Below are 17939 nucleotides of genomic sequence, written 5' to 3'. Positions count from 1 at the left end.
CTAGCAAAACTTAAATACTTGGGGCTTGCCAGTGTGTTATGATGGCAGACAAGCGGTGCCTATAAAGGCAATTGCTGTGTATGCAAAAGGTGCCTCTTTGGCGGCTTTGACAATGGAAGTCATCCATTTTTTACAAATGGAAAGGTGGTGAAATAGTGAATGAAAAGAAATCGGTTATTGTAGTAGCTCTGATAGTTATCTTGATGATTGGCGTATCAAGTTTCGCTGCAGCGGCTTTCTGGTTATATAGCAACGGAAACACTGGTCAACAAGTGGTAGTGAATTATGTTCTTTCGCCTCTTCAGGTTGCTCAGGACGCGGATGAAAACTGCAAGTTCACTCTTACGACTACTTTGACGGATGATGGAGTTGGGATGGCTGGGGAAACAATTACCTTTGTTCTATACAATCCTACCTCGTCCACTTGGGAAACTATAGCTTACTCCACAACAGATGCTAATGGAGTAGCAACAACTACCTGGTATGCTCCAACAACTGGCATCTACTACTTTAACGCAAAATACTATTTGGTCTAGCATCAGAACCATTTAATTTTTTATTACACTTTTTTTCGATTCAGTTATTAATATATGGTCAATAGGCTGCTTCTTTGTTGATTCGATTCAGCCGGCTATCTGCTAGGATTGTAGTCGCCCGCCTGTGAGTTATGAAGAATCCCTTTTCTTGCTCTTTGGGCGGTAATAGAAACGCCTTCAATCAAGCATTTTCATCGAACCTTATCAGAATATTAATATTCATATATGATTTTTCCAAACTGATGTCAGAACTAAAGTGGCACCAACAGGAATACGAGCAGGTATTCAAGCTTCTGGAAACAACTAGCACAGGACTCTCTTCAGCGCAAGCCAAAGAAAGACTCGTTAAATACGGTTACAATGAGCTTACACTAAAAAAGAGAAGCTCTCTGATGCGTTTGCTGGATCAGTGTCGTAGCCCTTTGGTGTTGATTCTTGTTGCGGCTGCAACCATAACGTCTCTTTTGTCGCTCCTGCATATTGAAGACTTATGGATGGACACAGCGGTAATTGTCGGCGTCGTAGTTCTAAACGTGATATTGGGGTTCTATCAGGAAGGAAAAGCCGAAGGCGCCCTTGAAGCCCTAAAGAAGATGGCTGTATCGTCCTGTACAGTTATCCGCGATAAAACTGAAAAGGTTATTCCGACACGTGAACTTGTCCCCGGAGACGTAGTTGTTCTTAACGGCGGCGACAAAGTCCCTGCGGACCTTCGGTTATTCTTTACAAAGGATGCCCATGCAGACGAGGCTCCTCTTACAGGGGAATCGACGCCTGTAACAAAAAGCACCGTGCCGTTTTCTTCCCCTGACCTCCCGCCTGCTGACCAGAAATGTATGGCTTTCAGCGGCACATTCATTGTCCGTGGCACCGCAAAGGGCGTAGTTGTAAGAACCGCGGAGAAGACAGAGTTCGGAAAGATTGCTACACTGGTAAGGGAAACCCAAACAATTCAAACTCCCCTCCAAAAACAGATCGGCGCTTTTACAAAGACGCTTATAATTGGCATTTTAGGTATAGCCCTGATTAACGCCGTTATCGGCATCTCTGTTGGGCAGGGCGCGATATACTTGTTCATGGCTTCAGTTGCCCTGATTGTAGCGGGGATACCGGAGATGCTTCCGATGATAGTTACCGGGGTGCTTTCTTTAGCGGCGACACAAATGGCCAAGAAGCATGCTTTAATACGCAGGTTACCTGCCACCGAAACTTTAGGTTGCACCACCGTAATATGCTCTGATAAAACCGGCACCCTTACCAAAAATGAGATGACGGTTTCAAAAGTATTCGCGGGAGGCGTAAGTTATCGAGTAACAGGCGTTGGCTATGAACCTAAAGGTCAACTCCTCACCGACGCAGGGGCAGAGATTACTTCGGCAGGTTATTCTTCTGAATTGATTGAAACCATCAAGGCCGGTTACCTATGTAATAATGCCTCGCTGATGGCTGAAGATCTCCGGTACCGCATTATCGGAGACCCCACTGAGGGTGCACTGGTGGTTTCTGCAGCTAAAATAGGCATTTCAGAGAGGAGCCCCCGTCTCGATGAGCTTCCGTTTGATTCTGAACGGATGTACATGGCTACCATGCATGATGAGGGCGACAGAAACGTTATTTATGTTAAGGGTTCTCCTGAAAAAATTATTGGGCTATGCAGCTCTCAGGTGATCGATGGCAAAGATGCCGCGATCGATAAACAAAGCATCATAAAAGTGGCTAATTCAATGGCTGAGGATGCGCTGCGTGTGTTAGGAATGGCTTTTAAGGTAGTGCCAAAAGATAAGACCGTCCTGACAGACGATGACCTCAAAGACTTGGTTTTCCTGGGCTTGCAGGGTATGATGGATCCGCCTCGGCCAGAAGCGATTGAAGCTGTAGAAAAATGCAAGCATGCGGGAATACGCACCGTGATGATTACGGGTGACCACATGCGAACGGCGGTGGCGATTGCTCGTAAACTCAAAATAATAGACCATAAAGATGACACTGCATTAAGCGGGGAACAGTTATGCCAAATGAGCGACGCGCAGCTTTACGATGTTGTGAAGCACGTTTCAGTTTACGCTAGGGTTGCGCCTGAACATAAGCTAAGGATTGCTCAACAGTTGCAGAAGCGCGGCGAAATTGTGACTATGACAGGCGACGGAGTGAACGATGCTCCAGCCCTCAAGGCCGCTGATATCGGTGTAGCCATGGGCATAACAGGAACCGAGGTCAGCAAGGAAGTCGCCAGTATAGTTCTAACCGATGACAACTTTGCCAGCATCGTCTCAGCGGCAGAAGAGGGTAGGCACGCTTGGAAGAACCTTGAAAAAGCTATCCTCTATACTTTGCCGACTAACTTTGGTCAGATGGCCTTGATAGTTGGGTCCATACTGTTGGCGCCATTGCTTACCCTGTTTGCTTTGCGTCTTCCCCTTGAACCCATCCAGATACTATGGATTAACCTCGCTGACTCGGTTTTCTTAACTATGCCGTTGCTCTTTGAACCCAAAGAAAAAGGTTTACTCAATGAACCCCCGCGTAACCCTAAAACCAAAATCGTCAACGGAGTCTTCCTCTCACGGATAAGTTTAGTGGCGGCAGCTATGGCGGTAACTGGCTTTGTCATCTTCTGGTTCTTCGGCGACTCAGCCACAGCCAACGATGTCTTGCTTTTGGCGCAGGCGCAAACAGCAGCCTTCATCGCTGTGCAATTCGTGCATTTAGGCTACGTTATCACTGCGCGTTCAGTCTATGATTCAGCCTTTACGCTGAAACCGTTCTCTAACAAGTGGCTACTGGCGGGAATCGCTGGAACTGTCCTCACTGGGCTGGCATTAGTTTATGTTCCCGCAGCTCAAGCGATCTTCAAGACTGCGAGTATTCCGCTAGAATGGTGGCCAGTGATACTTCTTGCGCTGCTTCCTGGCTTCTTAGTGATCGAATTGGAGAAGCTCATCAGGAAAAGAGTAACTCGAATGCGTAGAAACAAACCCGGGCTTAGCGGCGTCTCATCGCCTAAGAACTAAATCGGGGCTAAAACGATCCTGTCTTGATTTCTCCGCCCCTAACATACGTAACCACAACTACTCCTTTAGGGGATACCTTGCATTCTAACGGCTTGAAAGCTGCAGGTATGGTGCCTTCTGCGAAGAGGCGTTTGCCGGCTCCCAGGGTGATTGGGAATATCTTCAGACAAAGCTCGTCGACGAGGTCGTTTTTCAGCAGCGTCTGGATCAGTTTGGAGCTGCCATGCACCTGCAGTTCGGGGCCATCTTGCTGTTTTAGTTTTCGAATTTCCCCGGCGACGTAGCCTCTGACCAAGACAGAGTTCTGCCAATCCACGCTGCTGAGTGTGGTGGAGACAACGTATTTTTTGGCGCTGTTGAGTATTTCTCCCAGGGGGTCTTTGGAGTTAGGCCAGTAAGAGGTGAATATCTCGTAGGTTTTTCGTCCGAGAAGCAGATCAAACGGTGGCGACATCTGGACAGCCATGACTTTATCCAGAAAATCATCCCAGAGAGGAACGGTCCAGCCGCCGAATTTGAAGCCGCCGCTGGTATCCTCCTGTGGACCTCCAGGTGCCTGCATGACGCCGTCAAGAGTAACAAACGTTAAGACCGATAGCTTCCTCACTTAAATCCCCCTGTAGGCCCGCTCCAATACGGCTATGTCCAGTTTCTTCATCTTCAGAAAGGCCTCCGTTACCCGCGCAATAGCCTCCTCGTCTCCGCTCTGCATCATCTTATCCATTGCGTTTGGCACTATCTGCCAGGAGAAGCCGTACTTGTCTTTTAGCCAACCGCATATCTCAGCTTTAGGGTCTGCGGAGAGCCTGCTCCAGTAGTAATCGATTTCCTCTTGGGTTTCGCAGTGCACCATAAATGAGGTGGCTTCGTTGAAGGCAAAATTGTGCTTTTGTGCGCTGTCTATCGCTGCGAATTCTACCCCCTCGAGCCTGTAGGAAATATGCTTGGCGGTGCCTGCTACATCAGGTTCTTCGTTTTCGCCGTAACGCATGATGTCTAAAACTGCTGCGTCGCGGAATACGGAAACGTAAAAGTTTACGGCTTGCTCTGCTTTACCCGCCATTTTACCTACAAACATTACGGTGGGTATGATTCTTTGGTTAATCGGTCGGTTACCAAAAGACATCAGCTGCCAAGAAAGGCCGTATTTGTCAGTGATCCAGGTGTATCTCTCGCTGAATGGGTATTTATCAAGCGGCATAAGAACGCCGCCGCCAGGTGACAGTGCATTGTATAATGCATCTGTTTCTTCTTTTGTGGAGCAAGCGACTAAAAACGAGGCTGAGGGATTAAACTTGAAGAATGGTCCCGCGCTGATGAGGGTGAATTCTTGTCCATACAATTCTATGGTTACAATTTCTGTGTCGCCTGAGGGGGTTCCCCGAAGCATGGTTGTGTTCTTGATTTTGCCGTTTTTGAAGGTTGATATGTAGAATTGGGCTGCTTCTTTTGCTTCCCTATCGTACCATAGGTGAGGCGTAATTTTTTGCTGCATAAAAATCATCTAGGAGGCTTAGCGTTTCTGGGTATTTAAGGAGTTGTAGCTGCAGCACATAGCTACAGAGCGGATTGGCTGCCACGGTATCGCTCCTGTTTCTTCTATATTGTTACCTCTCTTCTCTATATATTATGCAATAAACCTCTATATCCAGTGCCGAGCCATACACCCTTATGCTGCAACTAAAACACCTTCCCACCGGCGTCCCCTTCAACATCCCCCTTCGCCAGAAAGCACCTTTCGACGCAGTCCTCTTTGACCTATTTGACACCTTGGTTTTGATAAACAACGAACATGACGCATACATGCAGAGCCTACGCAAAGCCCACCAGTACCTCTCTGCGAACGGATTAAACTGCACCTTCAGCGCCTTCAAACAAACCTGCCTAAAAGTAGCCGACCGAATCGAGCATGAAACCGCTGTTTCGCTGGAGGAACCCCATTTCAGCAGCTATATCGAGAGAACAATCGCTGAACTGGGCAGAAAACTTAAAGACCAAACTTTCCTCGCCATAGACGCAGCTAACGAGTTCTCCAAAGAATTCAAGAAACACATAACAGTGGACCCTCAAGCCCTAGAGGTTCTTTCGCTTATCCACCGAAGCCACAAAGTAGGCGTCATATCTAATCTCTCATTCTCGGAGTGCGCATGGGAACTCCTCGAAGAGCATCACCTCATAGAGTTTCTGGACCTGACCGTGGTGAGCGGCGACATAAACCTGCGTAAACCTCACCCGCATATCTTCAATATGGCCCTGCGGTATCTGGGCGTTGAGGCTTCAGATGCGGTTTTTGTGGGTGACAACTTGGAAACCGACGTGCTGGGTTCAAAGAGAGCAGGTCTGACCTCGGTTCATATTAAACGCAGAAACCAAACCGCCTCAGCTATCCGACCGCATCTAGCGATAAATCAGCTTAGCCAACTCCTGCCTCTTTTAGATATTGACCCTGCACAATTAGCTGCTGTAACGGGTCAAACCGGCGTTGTCTGCCCCCTATATCAGTAAATCAAAATTTTGTCTGTTCTGCTTGTGGTTTACTCCACATCCAGTCTGCAATGCTCCGTAACGTGTGCCGCCGAAATGTGTTGTTTCTGCAAACCTTGGGTTGTTGTAGAGTAATCCCCACAGAAAACCTTGAAAAACATAATCTACAGGTACGTTAGTCCGTTGTCCTTAGGTTCCGGCGGCTTCTTCGGTTTTGGGCAGAAACTGCAGCAGTTCCTCTATGAGTTCCTCGCGGCACACCAAAATATCTGCGTTGCCTTTCCTGATTTTATCGGGGTAATCCTGAAAGGACTTGAAGAGTGCATCAACCAGTCTGCTGCGCGGCGTCTTCTGCGAGAGCCGATCCACGGTTTCCTCTACGGCGCGGTCGAGGGCCTCGGCGCAGTTGGCTTTGGTGGGTTTTCTGCCCAGCACCACTAGGCTAATCATGGCGGTGGAGAATTCGTCGGCGAGGATGTCCTCAAAGAGGGTTTGCTCTCTAACCCGGAAGTGGAACTCGTACTGCTGCCAAATAAACGAGTGCACCAGCATACGCACAAGCAACTCCTTGAGTGTGTTGGAGGTGTCGTTTTTTGTTAAGAAAAGACTGATTTCTAATGGGTTTTCCTGCTTGAGGAGTCCGCTGCGGCTTTTCTGGGTTTTTTTGCTAAGAAGCACGGTGATGCCGCTTTGCTTAGCGGTGGATGTGAAGGCTTCGCCGCAGGCATCTTCGATTTTTCCCAGAATCCTCTGGCCGCTTTTGCTCCAGACCTTCTCATAGTACTCTTTCTTCTTTTTTAGCCATTCACGGTCAGTTTTGGTTTGGCTGGTTCCAAGCTTGAAGGCTACAGGCGGATAATCCTCTATTGCAATCAACACCTTGCCTACCTATTTAGGGTCATTACATCTAAAGGTTTTTCCCTATACCGGCATCATTTTTGGCTGGTTAACCCCGAGGTTGCGGCGGAATCGCTACTCCGCTTTCCGTCTGATGTACCCTGCCGTCTTCATAGCCGCCATCGCGCCCTCCCCCGCCGCCGTAACCACCTGCATGCCGCCGCATGTGCAGTCCCCCGCAGCAAAGACGCCTTCCACGTTGGTTTGCTGAGTGCGATCCACCATTAAGCAGCCGTTGCGGTCGGTGGTTATGCCTGCTTTCGCCACGATGGCGGTTAGGGGTACGCTGCCTAACGCTATGAATACGCCCTGTACAGTCAACTGGGCTTCCTGCATGTTTGGGTACTGCAGAAGTGTTACTGCCGAAACCGAGTGTTCCCCACTGATTTGGGTAAGTTTCCCCATCAAAATTTGGACGTTCGGGTTGATTTTTAGCCTGTTTAGCTGTTCTCCATTTATCTCCAGCTGCGGCTCTTGACTTACAACGAAAACTTTAGCTGCAAGATTAGCTAACGCTTCAGCATCCACGGCTGCTTCGACGCTGTTTCCCACCACCGCAACGGATCGGCCTCGGAAAAGAGGTCCATCACAGACCGCGCAGTAGCTGACGCCCCGCCCTAAAAAGTCGTTTTCCCCCGGCACCCGCAGCTTGCGCCTCTGGGTACCCGTGGTTATTATTACGGCTGGCGCCTGATAGGTGCCGTTTCTGGAAATCACCGATTTAACCTTGCCCTCCGCCTCCAACGCCACGACTTCCTCGTTTAGGCGGATTTCAGCTTTAAACCGCTGGGCCTGCTGGGTCATTTTATCCACAAGTTCGCTGCCCGTGATGCCCTCGGGAAACCCTGGGAAATTCTCGATTTTAGGAGCCAAAAAGGCTCTGCCGCCGGATGCAGCTGATTCTAAAACAACCGTTTTAAGCCCCAGCCAAGCCGAGTAGATGGCTGCGGTTAACCCAGCGGGACCAGCGCCTATGATAATAACATCGTATTTTTCGGTGTTGCCGCTCATAAAAGTCGCCTCGGAAACCATAAAAATTAAGGTTGGGGGGCAATAAAACGTTTTGGGGAGGCTTAGAGGGTGTCTTCTTCGTCGACGCCGAGGAATCGTTTTATGGTCTGCATGATTTCAGCGAGCGCCTTGTTGGTAAGCGGGGGGTCATATGGGACGCGTAGTACCTCCCAGCCCTGAAGCTCCAGTAACTCGGTGATTTCTTTGTCGTTTTCTATTTGTCTGTCTTTTCTGTGGACGGGGATGCCGTCGAGGTAGACGACTTTGCGTTTTTCGACCCAGCAGAAGTCGGGGATGGTGGATCGCAGGATGATGGGTTTCTGGGTGACCATTCCGCCTGTTAATCCAGTGTTGGATAGGGCTTGGAAGAGTTGGAGTTCTGCTCGGCTGACTGTTGGGTGCATGTGCTGCTTGTAGCTCAATGGGTTTCACGGAGTTTAGCATGGGTTCTAAACGCATATAAGTGCTGCATTCAACCGACATTAACAGGCAGGGGAGGGGTGACTGAAAGTAAATAAAAGTAGGCTTAGCGGATCGCTCCTGTTAACATAGGCGCGAATCAAAAATGTGTTCCCTAATCCTTCCTTTAGGGCCTTGCAACCCGCGTCCAGTTAAACTGCCGACCCGCCAAGCATGGGTGTACCTCTTGGATGGCTATTTCTCGCGAATTAACAACTATCTTCGCGGTATAAATGGCGTTGTGACTGTATGTGATTGACAACACGGGGGCGAATCGGCTGGTGAAACCGGGTTTTTTCGGTTTAGCCTCTGGTTTCTAATTCCTCTTCCTCAGGGGGAGCAACCATAAAGGTTACGCCGTCGTCTTTCACCTCGGTCTCTTCGGCTTTAGCTTTCTTGCTGCTGCGGTTCTCCCATCTGTCTCCTATAACGATTAGGCACCAGCCGATTAAACCTGCGACCAGCACCACGGGCAACAGCAGGATTCTTAGGACTTTGAGGTATTTGCTTTTTTTTGTTACCAAGGTTGCTCAGGTATAGGTTGTCGGCTTTAAAGATAAGCTTTTACTAGTTTCAATACAGAGCCCAAATCCATATTCCCATGCAACGTCAAATTTGCCGCCTCTGCGCTCTGCTATAAACCATCAGCGCCGCCCCCACCAAGACCAAGGCCAAAGCCCACAGGTTAGGGTTATGCAGCGGACCAATCACTTCGTACCACACGCTCGGATGAGCCGCGTAGCCGCCGGTTAGGTAATAGTAGAGTGTGGTGAAAATGAAGTAGCCGCTGAAGCCAACCATCACTGCACCCAACGCGGTAAGGTTGACTTTTTGGGGCATAAGTTTTAGGGCTGGGCGCAGCGTAAACAGCGCCGCAAGGGCCACTGCGAGTAAACCGAAAACCGTGACGGCGAAGCTTGCCAGGTTGGTTGGCTGCAGCAGGAACTCTAAACCGTAGACCTGGAACGCCCTGGGATACGGCACCATGCATGCTGCCCAAAGCATCGTGTAGTTAAACCAGAAAACCACAAACAGATAACCCAAGCCCGCAAGGCTGCTCCACCGCAGAATCTCCTCTTTTGCTGCGTGGGCGTTGATTTTGGCTCGGAGCTTAAGTAGCAGCGGCGGCGCGGTGAGGACGATGGCGAGGCAGGGTATGGCGGTGCCGTAGAGCAGTATGAGTTCGGGGGTGTGGTCAAAATAGAATAGGTATTTGTCGGTGAGGTTGTAGGCGAAGGCGGCGATGATGGAGGGGATGAGCGCCAAAAAGAAGCCTGCCTCAAACAGCAAGGCGCGGCTGACGTTTTTCTGCACCGCTGGCGTGGCGGAGCCGCTTCTCCAGAATCGATAGGCCGCATAAACCCCAAAAACCCCCGCGGCGGCCCGCAGCACAATCGCTACCGAACCCGCGACGCCTTCGCTTCCATAATAGAGCGCAATCCACCACCATGGATCCTTGGTTACCAGGTTGTAGACGTAGTTGTTAGTGATTAAGTCCAGGCTAAAGTTTAAGCCATAAACCATAAAGTAGACGCCGTAGGCAAGGTAGACGCAGGTGGCAGCGAAAATGGTGAGGCGCAGCGCCGCGGATTTATCGAGGTTTTTTGCCATGTGAGTTCACGATTTGCTTATTCCCATTTGGCTATTTAGTTCTACTCGGGGAACAAGCTGTTCCAAAGCTGGAACACTCCAGTCGATTGGTGACCTTATTCGGTGAATACGTTTAGCTTGTCTGAATATGTATTTGAGAAAGGGTTGCTTGGAAAATCATATAAGCAAATCGAAACAGAATACTAAGTAGTTGATTGTGGAGCAAGAATAATAATGCCCTCTCCTCAGGGTAAAATATTCTTAGTAATAATTGTAGCATTGCTTTTTGTTGGTTCAGTTGGCAAAGCAGAAGCCACGTGGGTTCAAAGCGGTGGGCCAACGGCAAATGGAATTCTGTCGATTTTTATGATTGATGGTAATAATGGGTGGGCTTTAGCTGGCAATCCAACAATTATTCTTCATTGGGATGGAAGCCAATGGACCCTTAACAAGCAAACAGATTGTTATCTCTTAGACATTTTTATGCTCAACTCCCAAGTGGGTTGGGCAGTGGGAAGCAGAACAGTGTTAAACCAAACCTCTTCTGTTATTATGTACTTCGATGGTGAAAAATGGACAGAAGATAGCTCGGTTCCAAATACCAATGGCTTGACTTCCATCTCAATGGTTGATGGCAACAATGGATGGGCTACGGGAAACAACGGCAGAATACTGAAGTGGTCTCAACACCAATGGGTTGAGGATCAAGGCGAAAGCTTCTATGGGTTGACTTCTGTTTGCATGATTTCCCCGTCTGAAGGGTGGGCTGTAGGAAAATACGGAAATATTTTACGCTATAACGGTCAAAGCTGGCTTAAATTTTCTAGCCCCACTACCTGCACTCTTCAGTCGGTATCTAAGGGTAGCCCCACGCAAGTGTGGGCTGTTGGAGAACATGGTACCATAATTTTTTTTGATGGATTAAATTGGGTGAACAAAACTAGCGGAACTGAATATGATTTAAATGAAGTACACATGGTGAATAATAAAGACGGGTGGATAGTGGGAGCCTCTGGTATTTTGATGCACTGGATGGGGCAAAGCTGGAGTATTACTCAAAGCCCAACGGGGCAGTATCTTGATGCTTTGTTTATGTTAAGCACCAGTGACTTCTGGATTGGGGGCGCTGCGGGAGAATTATGGCATTGGCATGTAAATGCACCTACCGCACATTTTATGGTAGCACAGGTAGAAGATGGAAAAGTAACTTTTAACGCTCAAGCCAGTCAATGTTTTGATGGGAGTATCATAAAATATGAATGGGATTTTGGAGATGGACAACGAATTGAAACTACCGAAGCAACTATTGAACACACTTTCCAGAAGGGAGGCAGCTTTAATGTTACACTTACAGTCAAAGACAGCAACTACCTGTCTTCCAATTTATTTTTTCAGTCCGTAGAAATAGATTTTTTTGTAATCCCTTGGCTCTTGATTGAGGTTGCAGTTCCCTCAGCAATCATCATTATAACGCCGGTAGGTGCAGTGATTTGGTGGAAACGTAAAAAGAAACAAAACCCCTTATCCGGAGTTTTACCGCTCGGGTGGCAGTTTTACACGAAACCAACGACAGGCGAACCACCCGGGACCATTTTCCGAATTACGTCGGATAAGAAGAAGTTCTGGGTGAAACAGCTTGATGTACAGATTCATCCTTGTGATGAGAGCGCTGCAAAGTACACTCGAAAAGCAACCATGGGTATCCTTCTCCGTTTTAATGGCTTGGAGACTGTTAGTATCAACCAGAAATCAAGTAGCTTTCAACAAGTGACTTTTGAAATGAAGGAGCCTATTGGAGAAGCAACCTACGATGCGGACCTTGATCCCCTGTTAAGTAAATGGCTGGATAGTCCAAACTTCGAGTTTAGACCTGAGGACAGATACTTTGTTATTAGAGACGCAACAAAAACTAAAGCAATCAACTATAAACTGACGCGACAACAGTTCACTGCGTTAAAAGAGCAAGCGGCTTTAAAGAAGCTTCAGCAGGCAACGCAACTTAATAACAACGATCAAGAGCAATTCGTTTTTCCACAGAAATTCAGTGCACACATGAGAATTATGTTTAATGCTGAAGAAATAAAAATGAAACCTGTTAAAGGCAAAATTAAGCTTTCTCATCACCGCGTTAAGGGTGTGCTTGAATGGACCGAATAATTGCCTGATCTTAGGCTGGGCTAAAAACCTCGGTTACTCGGCATCATAAAAAAATCCTATTGTTGGACTCGGTAGCGGAAAAAGACTTCACAAGCCTCCAGCATATTTTTCCCCGCCTTTGGCCTCATCGTACCTCGATATCCTCATTGTCCAACCAACAAAGAAACGCGTCTGCATTTATGATTTGCCCCTCCAAAGGGCAGTTTATGGCTGTTGGGGGTGCCCGTTGCAGCTTTAACGGTTGAAAATAATTTTTAATAGTGCCGCTTCGTAGGCTAAGGTGGAATTTGCGTTTGCAAATCCGACTTTTCCAGAGTTTCTTTTCAAGATAATAGTTCATACATATTTGGAGGTGATAGATAGTGAGAAGACGTTTTGCGGTTTCATCTACTTTGGCCGTGTTGGTGGCAGCGATGCTTACTGCCGCTGTCATTTTGGCTTCGGCGAATCCTACGCCTGCAGCCTCAACTGGTGCAGTTGTCACCCACGGAAATGGTGGAATAGTCACTCTTGCGCTGCCGCCCAGTAGCAGTCATCCCGTTAACTTGAGGATTTCTGTTGTTGACGTAAGCAATGAATCTGATTACGGCGGACCCGACGTGATGGAGATTTATGTCTGGGTGCCCAATATGAACTCTTATGTTCCGGTGGCGATTCTTTCAACAAACACTAATGCTTCAGCTATCGATTGGATAAAGCAGGTGGTAAACGGCACTCCCATCTGGACACCGCCCACCATGCCTAACTACTTTACTCCCAACGCCAGCCAACTTCAGGTCTGGATGGATGACGACGGCGTATTGATGGTTAACTTAACTACATCTGTTAATGTGACTCTTCCAAGTGCTTTAGGAGGCAACTTTACAATTCCCCCGATGACCATGATGTTGCGGCCGATAGCTACAGGATTTGCGCATAACGAGTCTTTGACGCTTGCAAAGCCAACCTATTCAGGATGGACGATAAACATGACGCATACCGATGTTCCAGCCTGGGTCCGCGTGCAGATACCCATGTGGCTTGGAACCGCTCCAGTTGAGACGGTTGGAACCATAATCACCGACGGCACAACAACCTATACTCCGCCAGCCAGCTAGAATACAATGGGCTTGTATAGCCTAAGTAACCCCTTTTTTATTTTCTTGTTTAGTAACTGGGAGGTAGTTGCAAAACATTCTTATTTGCTCAGTGTGTTTTCCTATTTTTCATGCTTAAAAGAGGACGCCTATGGGACGCGCTTGGATTCTCTGCAAAAAACTCTTCAGTATAACGCTAGTCTTCAACGCGTTAGTCACCATCGCCTGCTGCATCGGCGTCTTGGCAGGCTACTACTATTTCTACCGCGGCTGGCAACCCTACGCGCCCTTCCTGGCAAACGGTAACCTAATTTGGGTCGCCATAATTGCTGCCGCCATAAACGTTTTTCCCAGTGCGCTGGTTGGGCGAAAGCTGCATACGGGCAGGTTCCTCTTCCACCACTACTTCTACGGTATCCTCGTGATGGCCTGCGCGGTTGCCTTTGTGGTTTTCTTCACATCGGAGTCTCTGTTGACCATTTTCTTGGTGAACAGCACAGATGTAGCGGTGAATGTTGGTCGTTTCTTTCTGCTGGCAGGCCTTGCCCTGCTGCTTGACGATTTGCCAGATGCCAACAAGCGTTTGGAAGCGGGGCTAAATTGGCTTAAAGCTAAAGTGCTGCGGGCAGAAAAAACCATAGTTGCCGCTCAACTCATATCCGGCGCGGTTTCACTTTACCTGTGCGTCGCCGTTCTTTTAGCGGGGATCGCGTTTCCAGCGGAGTTCACGGTGGCTAATTGCCTCTTAATCGGCACTGTCTTCGTGACGGGTATAACCTCTTTTATCTTTGTTAAACAAAAAGTGTGGCATAAAGCAGCAGCGGAATGCTAAGTTTACGCTGCCTGCTTTGCGACTTTGGAGACGCCGTGGCTGGTTTTGTCCCAATGATAGGGATTTCTGATCAATTGGAAAAAGCCTCGCCAGCTTGCAAAACTCAAAAGCGCCCAGTACAGCGGCATCGCCAATGCATAGGGAATGTAGCGGCGTTTTTTGAGTTTCACACAGGAAGCCACGTAGATTGACAGGTAGGAAAGATTGCCTACTGCCAGGTTGAAGAGGCAAATCGGTTGCAGATAGCTTGGAATTAACCAGCCCAATGCAGATGGCATCACTAAAGAGAGGCCAAGGATAACCCAGAGCACCGGGTTAATCAGTGGTATAAACACGCCTGTTCCGAAGGTAAGCTGGAACTTCATGAATTTGGCTGCTCCCAAATCCTTGAAGAGTTTGCGTGGGCTACGCATATGCACTAGGTACGTCTGTAGGTGTCCTTTGTACCAGCGGGACCGCTGCACTATCCATGATTTAGCGGTTAAGGTGGCTTCTTCATAGGTGTAGGTATCTATCATCTCGGTCCTAAGCTTCTGCCGCGCCAGCCTTATGCCTAAGTCCGCGTCTTCGGTGACGTTGTAGGGGTCCCAGCGGCCCAACTCGTCAAGTCCATTCTTGCGGAAGTGGTTGCTTGTGCCGCCCAGAGGAATCGGCGCGTCAATCCAGTCAAGCCCCTGCAGGTAAAACTCGTACCAGTTAGCGTATTCTATGCTGAACCATTTGGTGAGGGTGTTCTCGTCTGCATTGTAGAAATTAAGCTTTGACTGCAGACAAACCACGTCTTCGGGGAGCCGCATGAATACGATGGCGGCTTTGCGAAGCTGGTCAGGGTCGGGATTGTCCTCTGCATCGTAGATGACGCATAATTCGCCTTTTGCCCGCAGGAGGCCATAGTTGCAGGCGCGGGGTTTAGTTGTGACTTTTGCTGAGGGAACCACCACGGGGTCGAAGAGTTTGAGGAACTCGTAGTATTCATCGGGTGGGATGCCTTCCGCCATCCTTGTAGGTGACCCGAAGAGCCCCAGCGCTTTGGCTTCGTTGATGGTTTCTTCGTCGCGTTCCTCCATTAGGATTTTGATGTCTAATTTTTCTTTAGGGTAATTGAGGTGATACATGTTGCGCATGTTCTGCTCAAGCACTCCCGCTTCCCGAAACACTGGAATCAACACCGTGTAAACTGGAAAGTCTTCGTCATGTGTCCAGAGCATTTCGCCCTGAGTGATACGGGTGGGGGCTCGGCCTCCCTTAAATCCACGCAGCGAAACATAGATTTTAATGGGGTTTACGATGAAGTAGCCGATGCTGATTAAGGCAAATAACGCCATAAAGGTGACTACAGAGTTCAGGATAGCTGCAACTGCAACGGCGACAACTGTGCCAATTATGAAGACTTTCTGGTTTGGGTAGAGCACGCGGTGCGCGGATTGGTCGGGGGTACGGTTGTAGAGGTCAAGCATCGCGTTATCTCTGTGGATTTCTTTGTAGATGCTGTTAATTGCCCAATCTATCGATTCAGACGAGACTACCCGGAGGTTAATTTTCCAGGCGGAAAAAAGGTACTGGATTGTAACGAGCACGCGTTCGTCGAGGGGGTTATCAACTGCCAAATCCACCGTTGACCCCTTGATTTCTATGGGGATAATCTTGTATTTGCTTATGACTGGGTAGGGTAAGATGGCTACTAGCTTGCTTTTTTGTTCTTGTAGGTAGATTTCTTTAACTTCGGCGTAGCTGATGTAGGGCATGTTGAGTTTTGATGCTAGCTCCTCGTAGAAGGCTTCGGGTAGCTGGATTTTGGCTTTCTGCAGGGAGGGTATGATGTCTTCTATGTTGGTGTTTTTTTCGATGGGGGCCGTGTTTACTTTGTGGGTTTTGAGTAGTTGCATGAGGGCTTTTTTGTCGAGTGGCTCCTCTGTGGAGGTGTCTATTAGGATGGCGTCGTTGTAGTATTCTTGGTGTTGGCTCAGTTTTTTCCCTCACGCTAAGATTATAGCGTATATTAATATGCAACATACCGTTATTTCGGCGACCTAATAAACGATATGAACAGTGAATGCTGATTAAGCACCCACTTCCAGCCCAGTAAGCAGATAAATACGCGTTCGCATAAGTCCTTCTCAACATAACGGTGAAACCAGTGAAGTACATACTCATCGTCGGAGACGGCATGGCCGATTATCCCCTTGCCGAATTGGGTAATAAAACGCCGCTTCAAGCCGCAGTTAAACCCAACATGGACAGCATCGCCGCCAAAGGCAGAAGCGGTTTACTTAAAACTGTCCCCGACCAATGCACTCCGGGCTCCGACACCGCCATCTGCTCGCTTCTAGGCTACGACCCCCGAATATACGATACGGGACGCGGCCCCCTTGAAGCGCCCTCACGGGGCATAAAGCTGGGTCCAAACGACGCGGCTTTCAGATGCAACCTCATCACCGAAGCAGACGGCGCCATCGCCGACTACTCCGCGGGGCACATAACCACCCCCGAGGCGCAGCAGCTAATCGGTGCCGTCAAAGCCAAATATGACCTGCCCGGCAAAATCGAGTTCTACTCTGGCCTAGACTACAGGCATTTTCTGATCCTTCGCAGCTTCCCCCACCCCGAACAAATCCTCTGCACTCCACCCCACGACGTCATGGGCGTTGCGGTCTCGGAGGTGCTGCCTAAAGCCAGCTTGGCAGAGGCAGAGCCCGACGCGCAGATGCTCCGCAACATGATTCTAAATTCCAAAGATTTTCTGCAAAATCACCCCGTCAACGCCGCACGTGCAGCTGCGGGGAAGCGCAGGGGGAACATGATTTGGTTTTGGGGCGGAGGCAAAAAACCCTCCATGCCCACACTAAAAGCAAAATACGGCATAAAATCCGCGGTGATTTCCGCCGTGGACCTCGTCAAGGGCATCGGCGCCTATGCTGGCATGGAAATCATCTCTGTGGAGGGCGCAACGGGGCTGTATGATACCAATTATGAGGGTAAAGCTGACGCGGCGCTGAAGGCTCTTGAGACCAACGACTTGGTTTTTGTCCATGTGGAGGCTCCCGATGAAGCCGGGCACGTGGGCGATTATAAGCTGAAAGTGAAAACCATCGAGGATTTAGATAAGCGCTGCATCGGCAGAATCATGGCGGGCCTCAAAGAACCCTGTGCAATCGCGGTTTTGCCTGACCACCCCACACCCATAAAAACCAGAACGCATAGCCGCGACCCCGTGCCATTCGCCATCGCATCGCCAAAGGTAAATCCTGATGCCGTCAGAAAATTCGATGAGGAATCCGCAAAGCAAGGCGGATATGGCTTGGTGGAGAATGACTATTTGATTTCGCTGCTGCTTAGCTCCGGAGCCTGAGTTGAGCAGTCGCAGTCATGTTTGGCGTCGATGTCTTTTATGCGTTTGTTTATTACTTTTTTGATTTCCGGGTCTTCCTCTTGGCTTGATGCGTCCACTAAGAGTTTTTTTGCGGTGCAGAGGCTTTTTTCTCCGAAGAGCTTGGCGAATTTGCTGCTGCGTTTTTCTAGGATGCGGAAGTACCGTGGTAGGATGCAGACAAAGTTTAAGGGGTAACGTTTGCTTTTGTCAAGGTCCACGACTACTAATTGGACGCTTTCGGTGTATTGACCGCCGTTTTTAACGGCATATAATTTCAGGTTCATTATCCCCAACTCCCTCTAACATTACTAACTAACTGTAGGTTAAACCGTATATTATATCATCCTGACTCAGGGCGATATTAGTCTTTTCCCAAAATTTTACCAAACCCAAAAAATCCCCGACAGATTCAGGGCAGAAACAACCGCTAAATACAGGCTAACCTAAGCACCACCGAAGCTCGCCTGAGAACCGGCTCTGCCGGTCTGCTCTCTATCGAGGTTGGTTGATTGTTGG

Annotated in this window: 16 protein-coding genes; 7 read left to right on the top strand and 9 right to left on the bottom strand. The window is 48.7% G+C overall.

Annotated elements, in window-relative coordinates; all coding sequences use genetic code 11:
- The first annotated feature begins 155 nt into the window (after positions 1-155).
- A complete protein-coding gene (locus tag NWE93_06455) occupies positions 156-536 on the top strand; it encodes a hypothetical protein (GenBank protein ID MCW3999862.1) in 381 nt (126 codons plus the stop codon).
- 242 nt (positions 537-778) lie between these two features.
- Complete coding sequence (locus NWE93_06450) at positions 779-3547, top strand: HAD-IC family P-type ATPase (protein MCW3999861.1); 2769 nt, start codon at positions 779-781, stop codon at positions 3545-3547.
- Between the two features lie 7 nt (positions 3548-3554).
- On the opposite strand, the gene NWE93_06445 is transcribed toward NWE93_06450, so the two are convergent.
- Both NWE93_06445 and NWE93_06440 read right to left on the bottom strand, forming a co-directional pair.
- On the bottom strand, positions 3555-4154 hold the full coding sequence (locus NWE93_06445) for a dihydrofolate reductase family protein (protein ID MCW3999860.1): 600 nt from the start codon (positions 4152-4154) through the stop codon (positions 3555-3557).
- Positions 4155-5042, bottom strand: coding sequence for a VOC family protein (locus tag NWE93_06440; GenBank protein ID MCW3999859.1), 888 nt, complete (start codon positions 5040-5042; stop codon positions 4155-4157).
- Between the two features lie 176 nt (positions 5043-5218).
- On the opposite strand from NWE93_06440, the gene NWE93_06435 reads away from it, so the two are divergent.
- Positions 5219-6052 carry an HAD family hydrolase gene (locus NWE93_06435; GenBank protein MCW3999858.1) on the top strand — a complete coding sequence of 278 codons (834 nt, stop codon included), beginning with the start codon at positions 5219-5221 and terminating at the stop codon, positions 6050-6052.
- A gap of 168 nt (positions 6053-6220) precedes the next feature.
- Here the strand turns inward: NWE93_06435 and NWE93_06430 are convergent, their stop codons facing one another.
- The 5 genes from NWE93_06430 to NWE93_06410 all read right to left on the bottom strand — a co-directional run bounded on the left by NWE93_06430 (position 6221) and on the right by NWE93_06410 (position 10009).
- Positions 6221-6910 (bottom strand): hypothetical protein, encoded by a 690-nt coding sequence (locus NWE93_06430; protein ID MCW3999857.1) that lies wholly within the window; start codon positions 6908-6910, stop codon positions 6221-6223.
- Positions 6911-7003: 93 nt separating this feature from the next.
- A complete protein-coding gene (locus NWE93_06425; GenBank protein ID MCW3999856.1) occupies positions 7004-7939 on the bottom strand; it encodes an FAD-dependent oxidoreductase in 936 nt (311 codons plus the stop codon).
- A gap of 62 nt (positions 7940-8001) precedes the next feature.
- Positions 8002-8361 carry an endonuclease domain-containing protein gene (locus tag NWE93_06420; GenBank protein MCW3999855.1) on the bottom strand — a complete coding sequence of 120 codons (360 nt, stop codon included), beginning with the start codon at positions 8359-8361 and terminating at the stop codon, positions 8002-8004.
- A gap of 339 nt (positions 8362-8700) precedes the next feature.
- A complete protein-coding gene (locus tag NWE93_06415; protein ID MCW3999854.1) occupies positions 8701-8922 on the bottom strand; it encodes a hypothetical protein in 222 nt (73 codons plus the stop codon).
- A gap of 85 nt (positions 8923-9007) precedes the next feature.
- Positions 9008-10009: a hypothetical protein gene (locus NWE93_06410; protein ID MCW3999853.1), complete on the bottom strand. Its 1002-nt coding sequence runs from the start codon at positions 10007-10009 to the stop codon at positions 9008-9010.
- A gap of 213 nt (positions 10010-10222) precedes the next feature.
- Here NWE93_06410 and NWE93_06405 point away from each other — a divergent pair, with 213 nt between their 5' ends.
- The 3 genes from NWE93_06405 to NWE93_06395 all read left to right on the top strand — a co-directional run bounded on the left by NWE93_06405 (position 10223) and on the right by NWE93_06395 (position 14053).
- Positions 10223-12145 carry a PKD domain-containing protein gene (locus NWE93_06405; GenBank protein MCW3999852.1) on the top strand — a complete coding sequence of 641 codons (1923 nt, stop codon included), beginning with the start codon at positions 10223-10225 and terminating at the stop codon, positions 12143-12145.
- Positions 12146-12507: 362 nt separating this feature from the next.
- Positions 12508-13242 carry a hypothetical protein gene (locus NWE93_06400; protein ID MCW3999851.1) on the top strand — a complete coding sequence of 245 codons (735 nt, stop codon included), beginning with the start codon at positions 12508-12510 and terminating at the stop codon, positions 13240-13242.
- A 130-nt stretch (positions 13243-13372) separates the two neighbouring features.
- Entirely contained in the window at positions 13373-14053 is a 681-nt protein-coding gene (locus NWE93_06395) for a hypothetical protein (GenBank protein MCW3999850.1), read from the top strand.
- 2 nt (positions 14054-14055) lie between these two features.
- On the opposite strand, the gene NWE93_06390 is transcribed toward NWE93_06395, so the two are convergent.
- The gene (locus tag NWE93_06390; GenBank protein ID MCW3999849.1) at positions 14056-15939 is read right to left on the bottom strand and encodes a glycosyltransferase; all 1884 of its coding nucleotides are present in this window, start codon (positions 15937-15939) and stop codon (positions 14056-14058) included.
- Positions 15940-16190: 251 nt separating this feature from the next.
- Between NWE93_06390 and NWE93_06385 the strand changes: the two genes are divergently transcribed.
- Complete coding sequence (locus NWE93_06385) at positions 16191-17402, top strand: cofactor-independent phosphoglycerate mutase (GenBank protein MCW3999848.1); 1212 nt, start codon at positions 16191-16193, stop codon at positions 17400-17402.
- Here NWE93_06385 and NWE93_06380 read toward each other — a convergent pair.
- Positions 17366-17707 carry a hypothetical protein gene (locus NWE93_06380; GenBank protein ID MCW3999847.1) on the bottom strand — a complete coding sequence of 114 codons (342 nt, stop codon included), beginning with the start codon at positions 17705-17707 and terminating at the stop codon, positions 17366-17368. The two genes, NWE93_06385 and NWE93_06380, sit on opposite strands and share 37 nt — an antisense overlap.
- Between the last annotated feature and the right edge of the window lie 232 nt (positions 17708-17939).

The sequence above is a fragment of the Candidatus Bathyarchaeota archaeon genome, assembly GCA_026014735.1.
Taxonomy (GTDB): Archaea; Thermoproteota; Bathyarchaeia; order Bathyarchaeales; family Bathycorpusculaceae; genus Bathycorpusculum.
Note: the sequence above shows the minus strand (reverse complement) of the source record. Positions and strands in the feature narration are given on the sequence as shown.

Excerpts from the sequence above, each read along its gene's own strand:
- NWE93_06450 (MCW3999861.1), top strand. The coding sequence starts at position 779 with ATGTCAGAACTAAAGTGGCACCAACAGGAATACGAGCAGGTATTCAAG.
- NWE93_06440 (MCW3999859.1), bottom strand. The coding sequence starts at position 5,042 with ATGCAGCAAAAAATTACGCCTCACCTATGGTACGATAGGGAAGCAAAA.
- NWE93_06435 (MCW3999858.1), top strand. The coding sequence starts at position 5,219 with ATGCTGCAACTAAAACACCTTCCCACCGGCGTCCCCTTCAACATCCCC.
- NWE93_06425 (MCW3999856.1), bottom strand. The coding sequence starts at position 7,939 with ATGAGCGGCAACACCGAAAAATACGATGTTATTATCATAGGCGCTGGT.
- NWE93_06410 (MCW3999853.1), bottom strand. The coding sequence starts at position 10,009 with ATGGCAAAAAACCTCGATAAATCCGCGGCGCTGCGCCTCACCATTTTC.
- NWE93_06405 (MCW3999852.1), top strand. The coding sequence starts at position 10,223 with ATGCCCTCTCCTCAGGGTAAAATATTCTTAGTAATAATTGTAGCATTG.
- NWE93_06395 (MCW3999850.1), top strand. The coding sequence starts at position 13,373 with ATGGGACGCGCTTGGATTCTCTGCAAAAAACTCTTCAGTATAACGCTA.
- NWE93_06390 (MCW3999849.1), bottom strand. The coding sequence starts at position 15,939 with ATGCAACTACTCAAAACCCACAAAGTAAACACGGCCCCCATCGAAAAA.
- NWE93_06380 (MCW3999847.1), bottom strand. The coding sequence starts at position 17,707 with ATGAACCTGAAATTATATGCCGTTAAAAACGGCGGTCAATACACCGAA.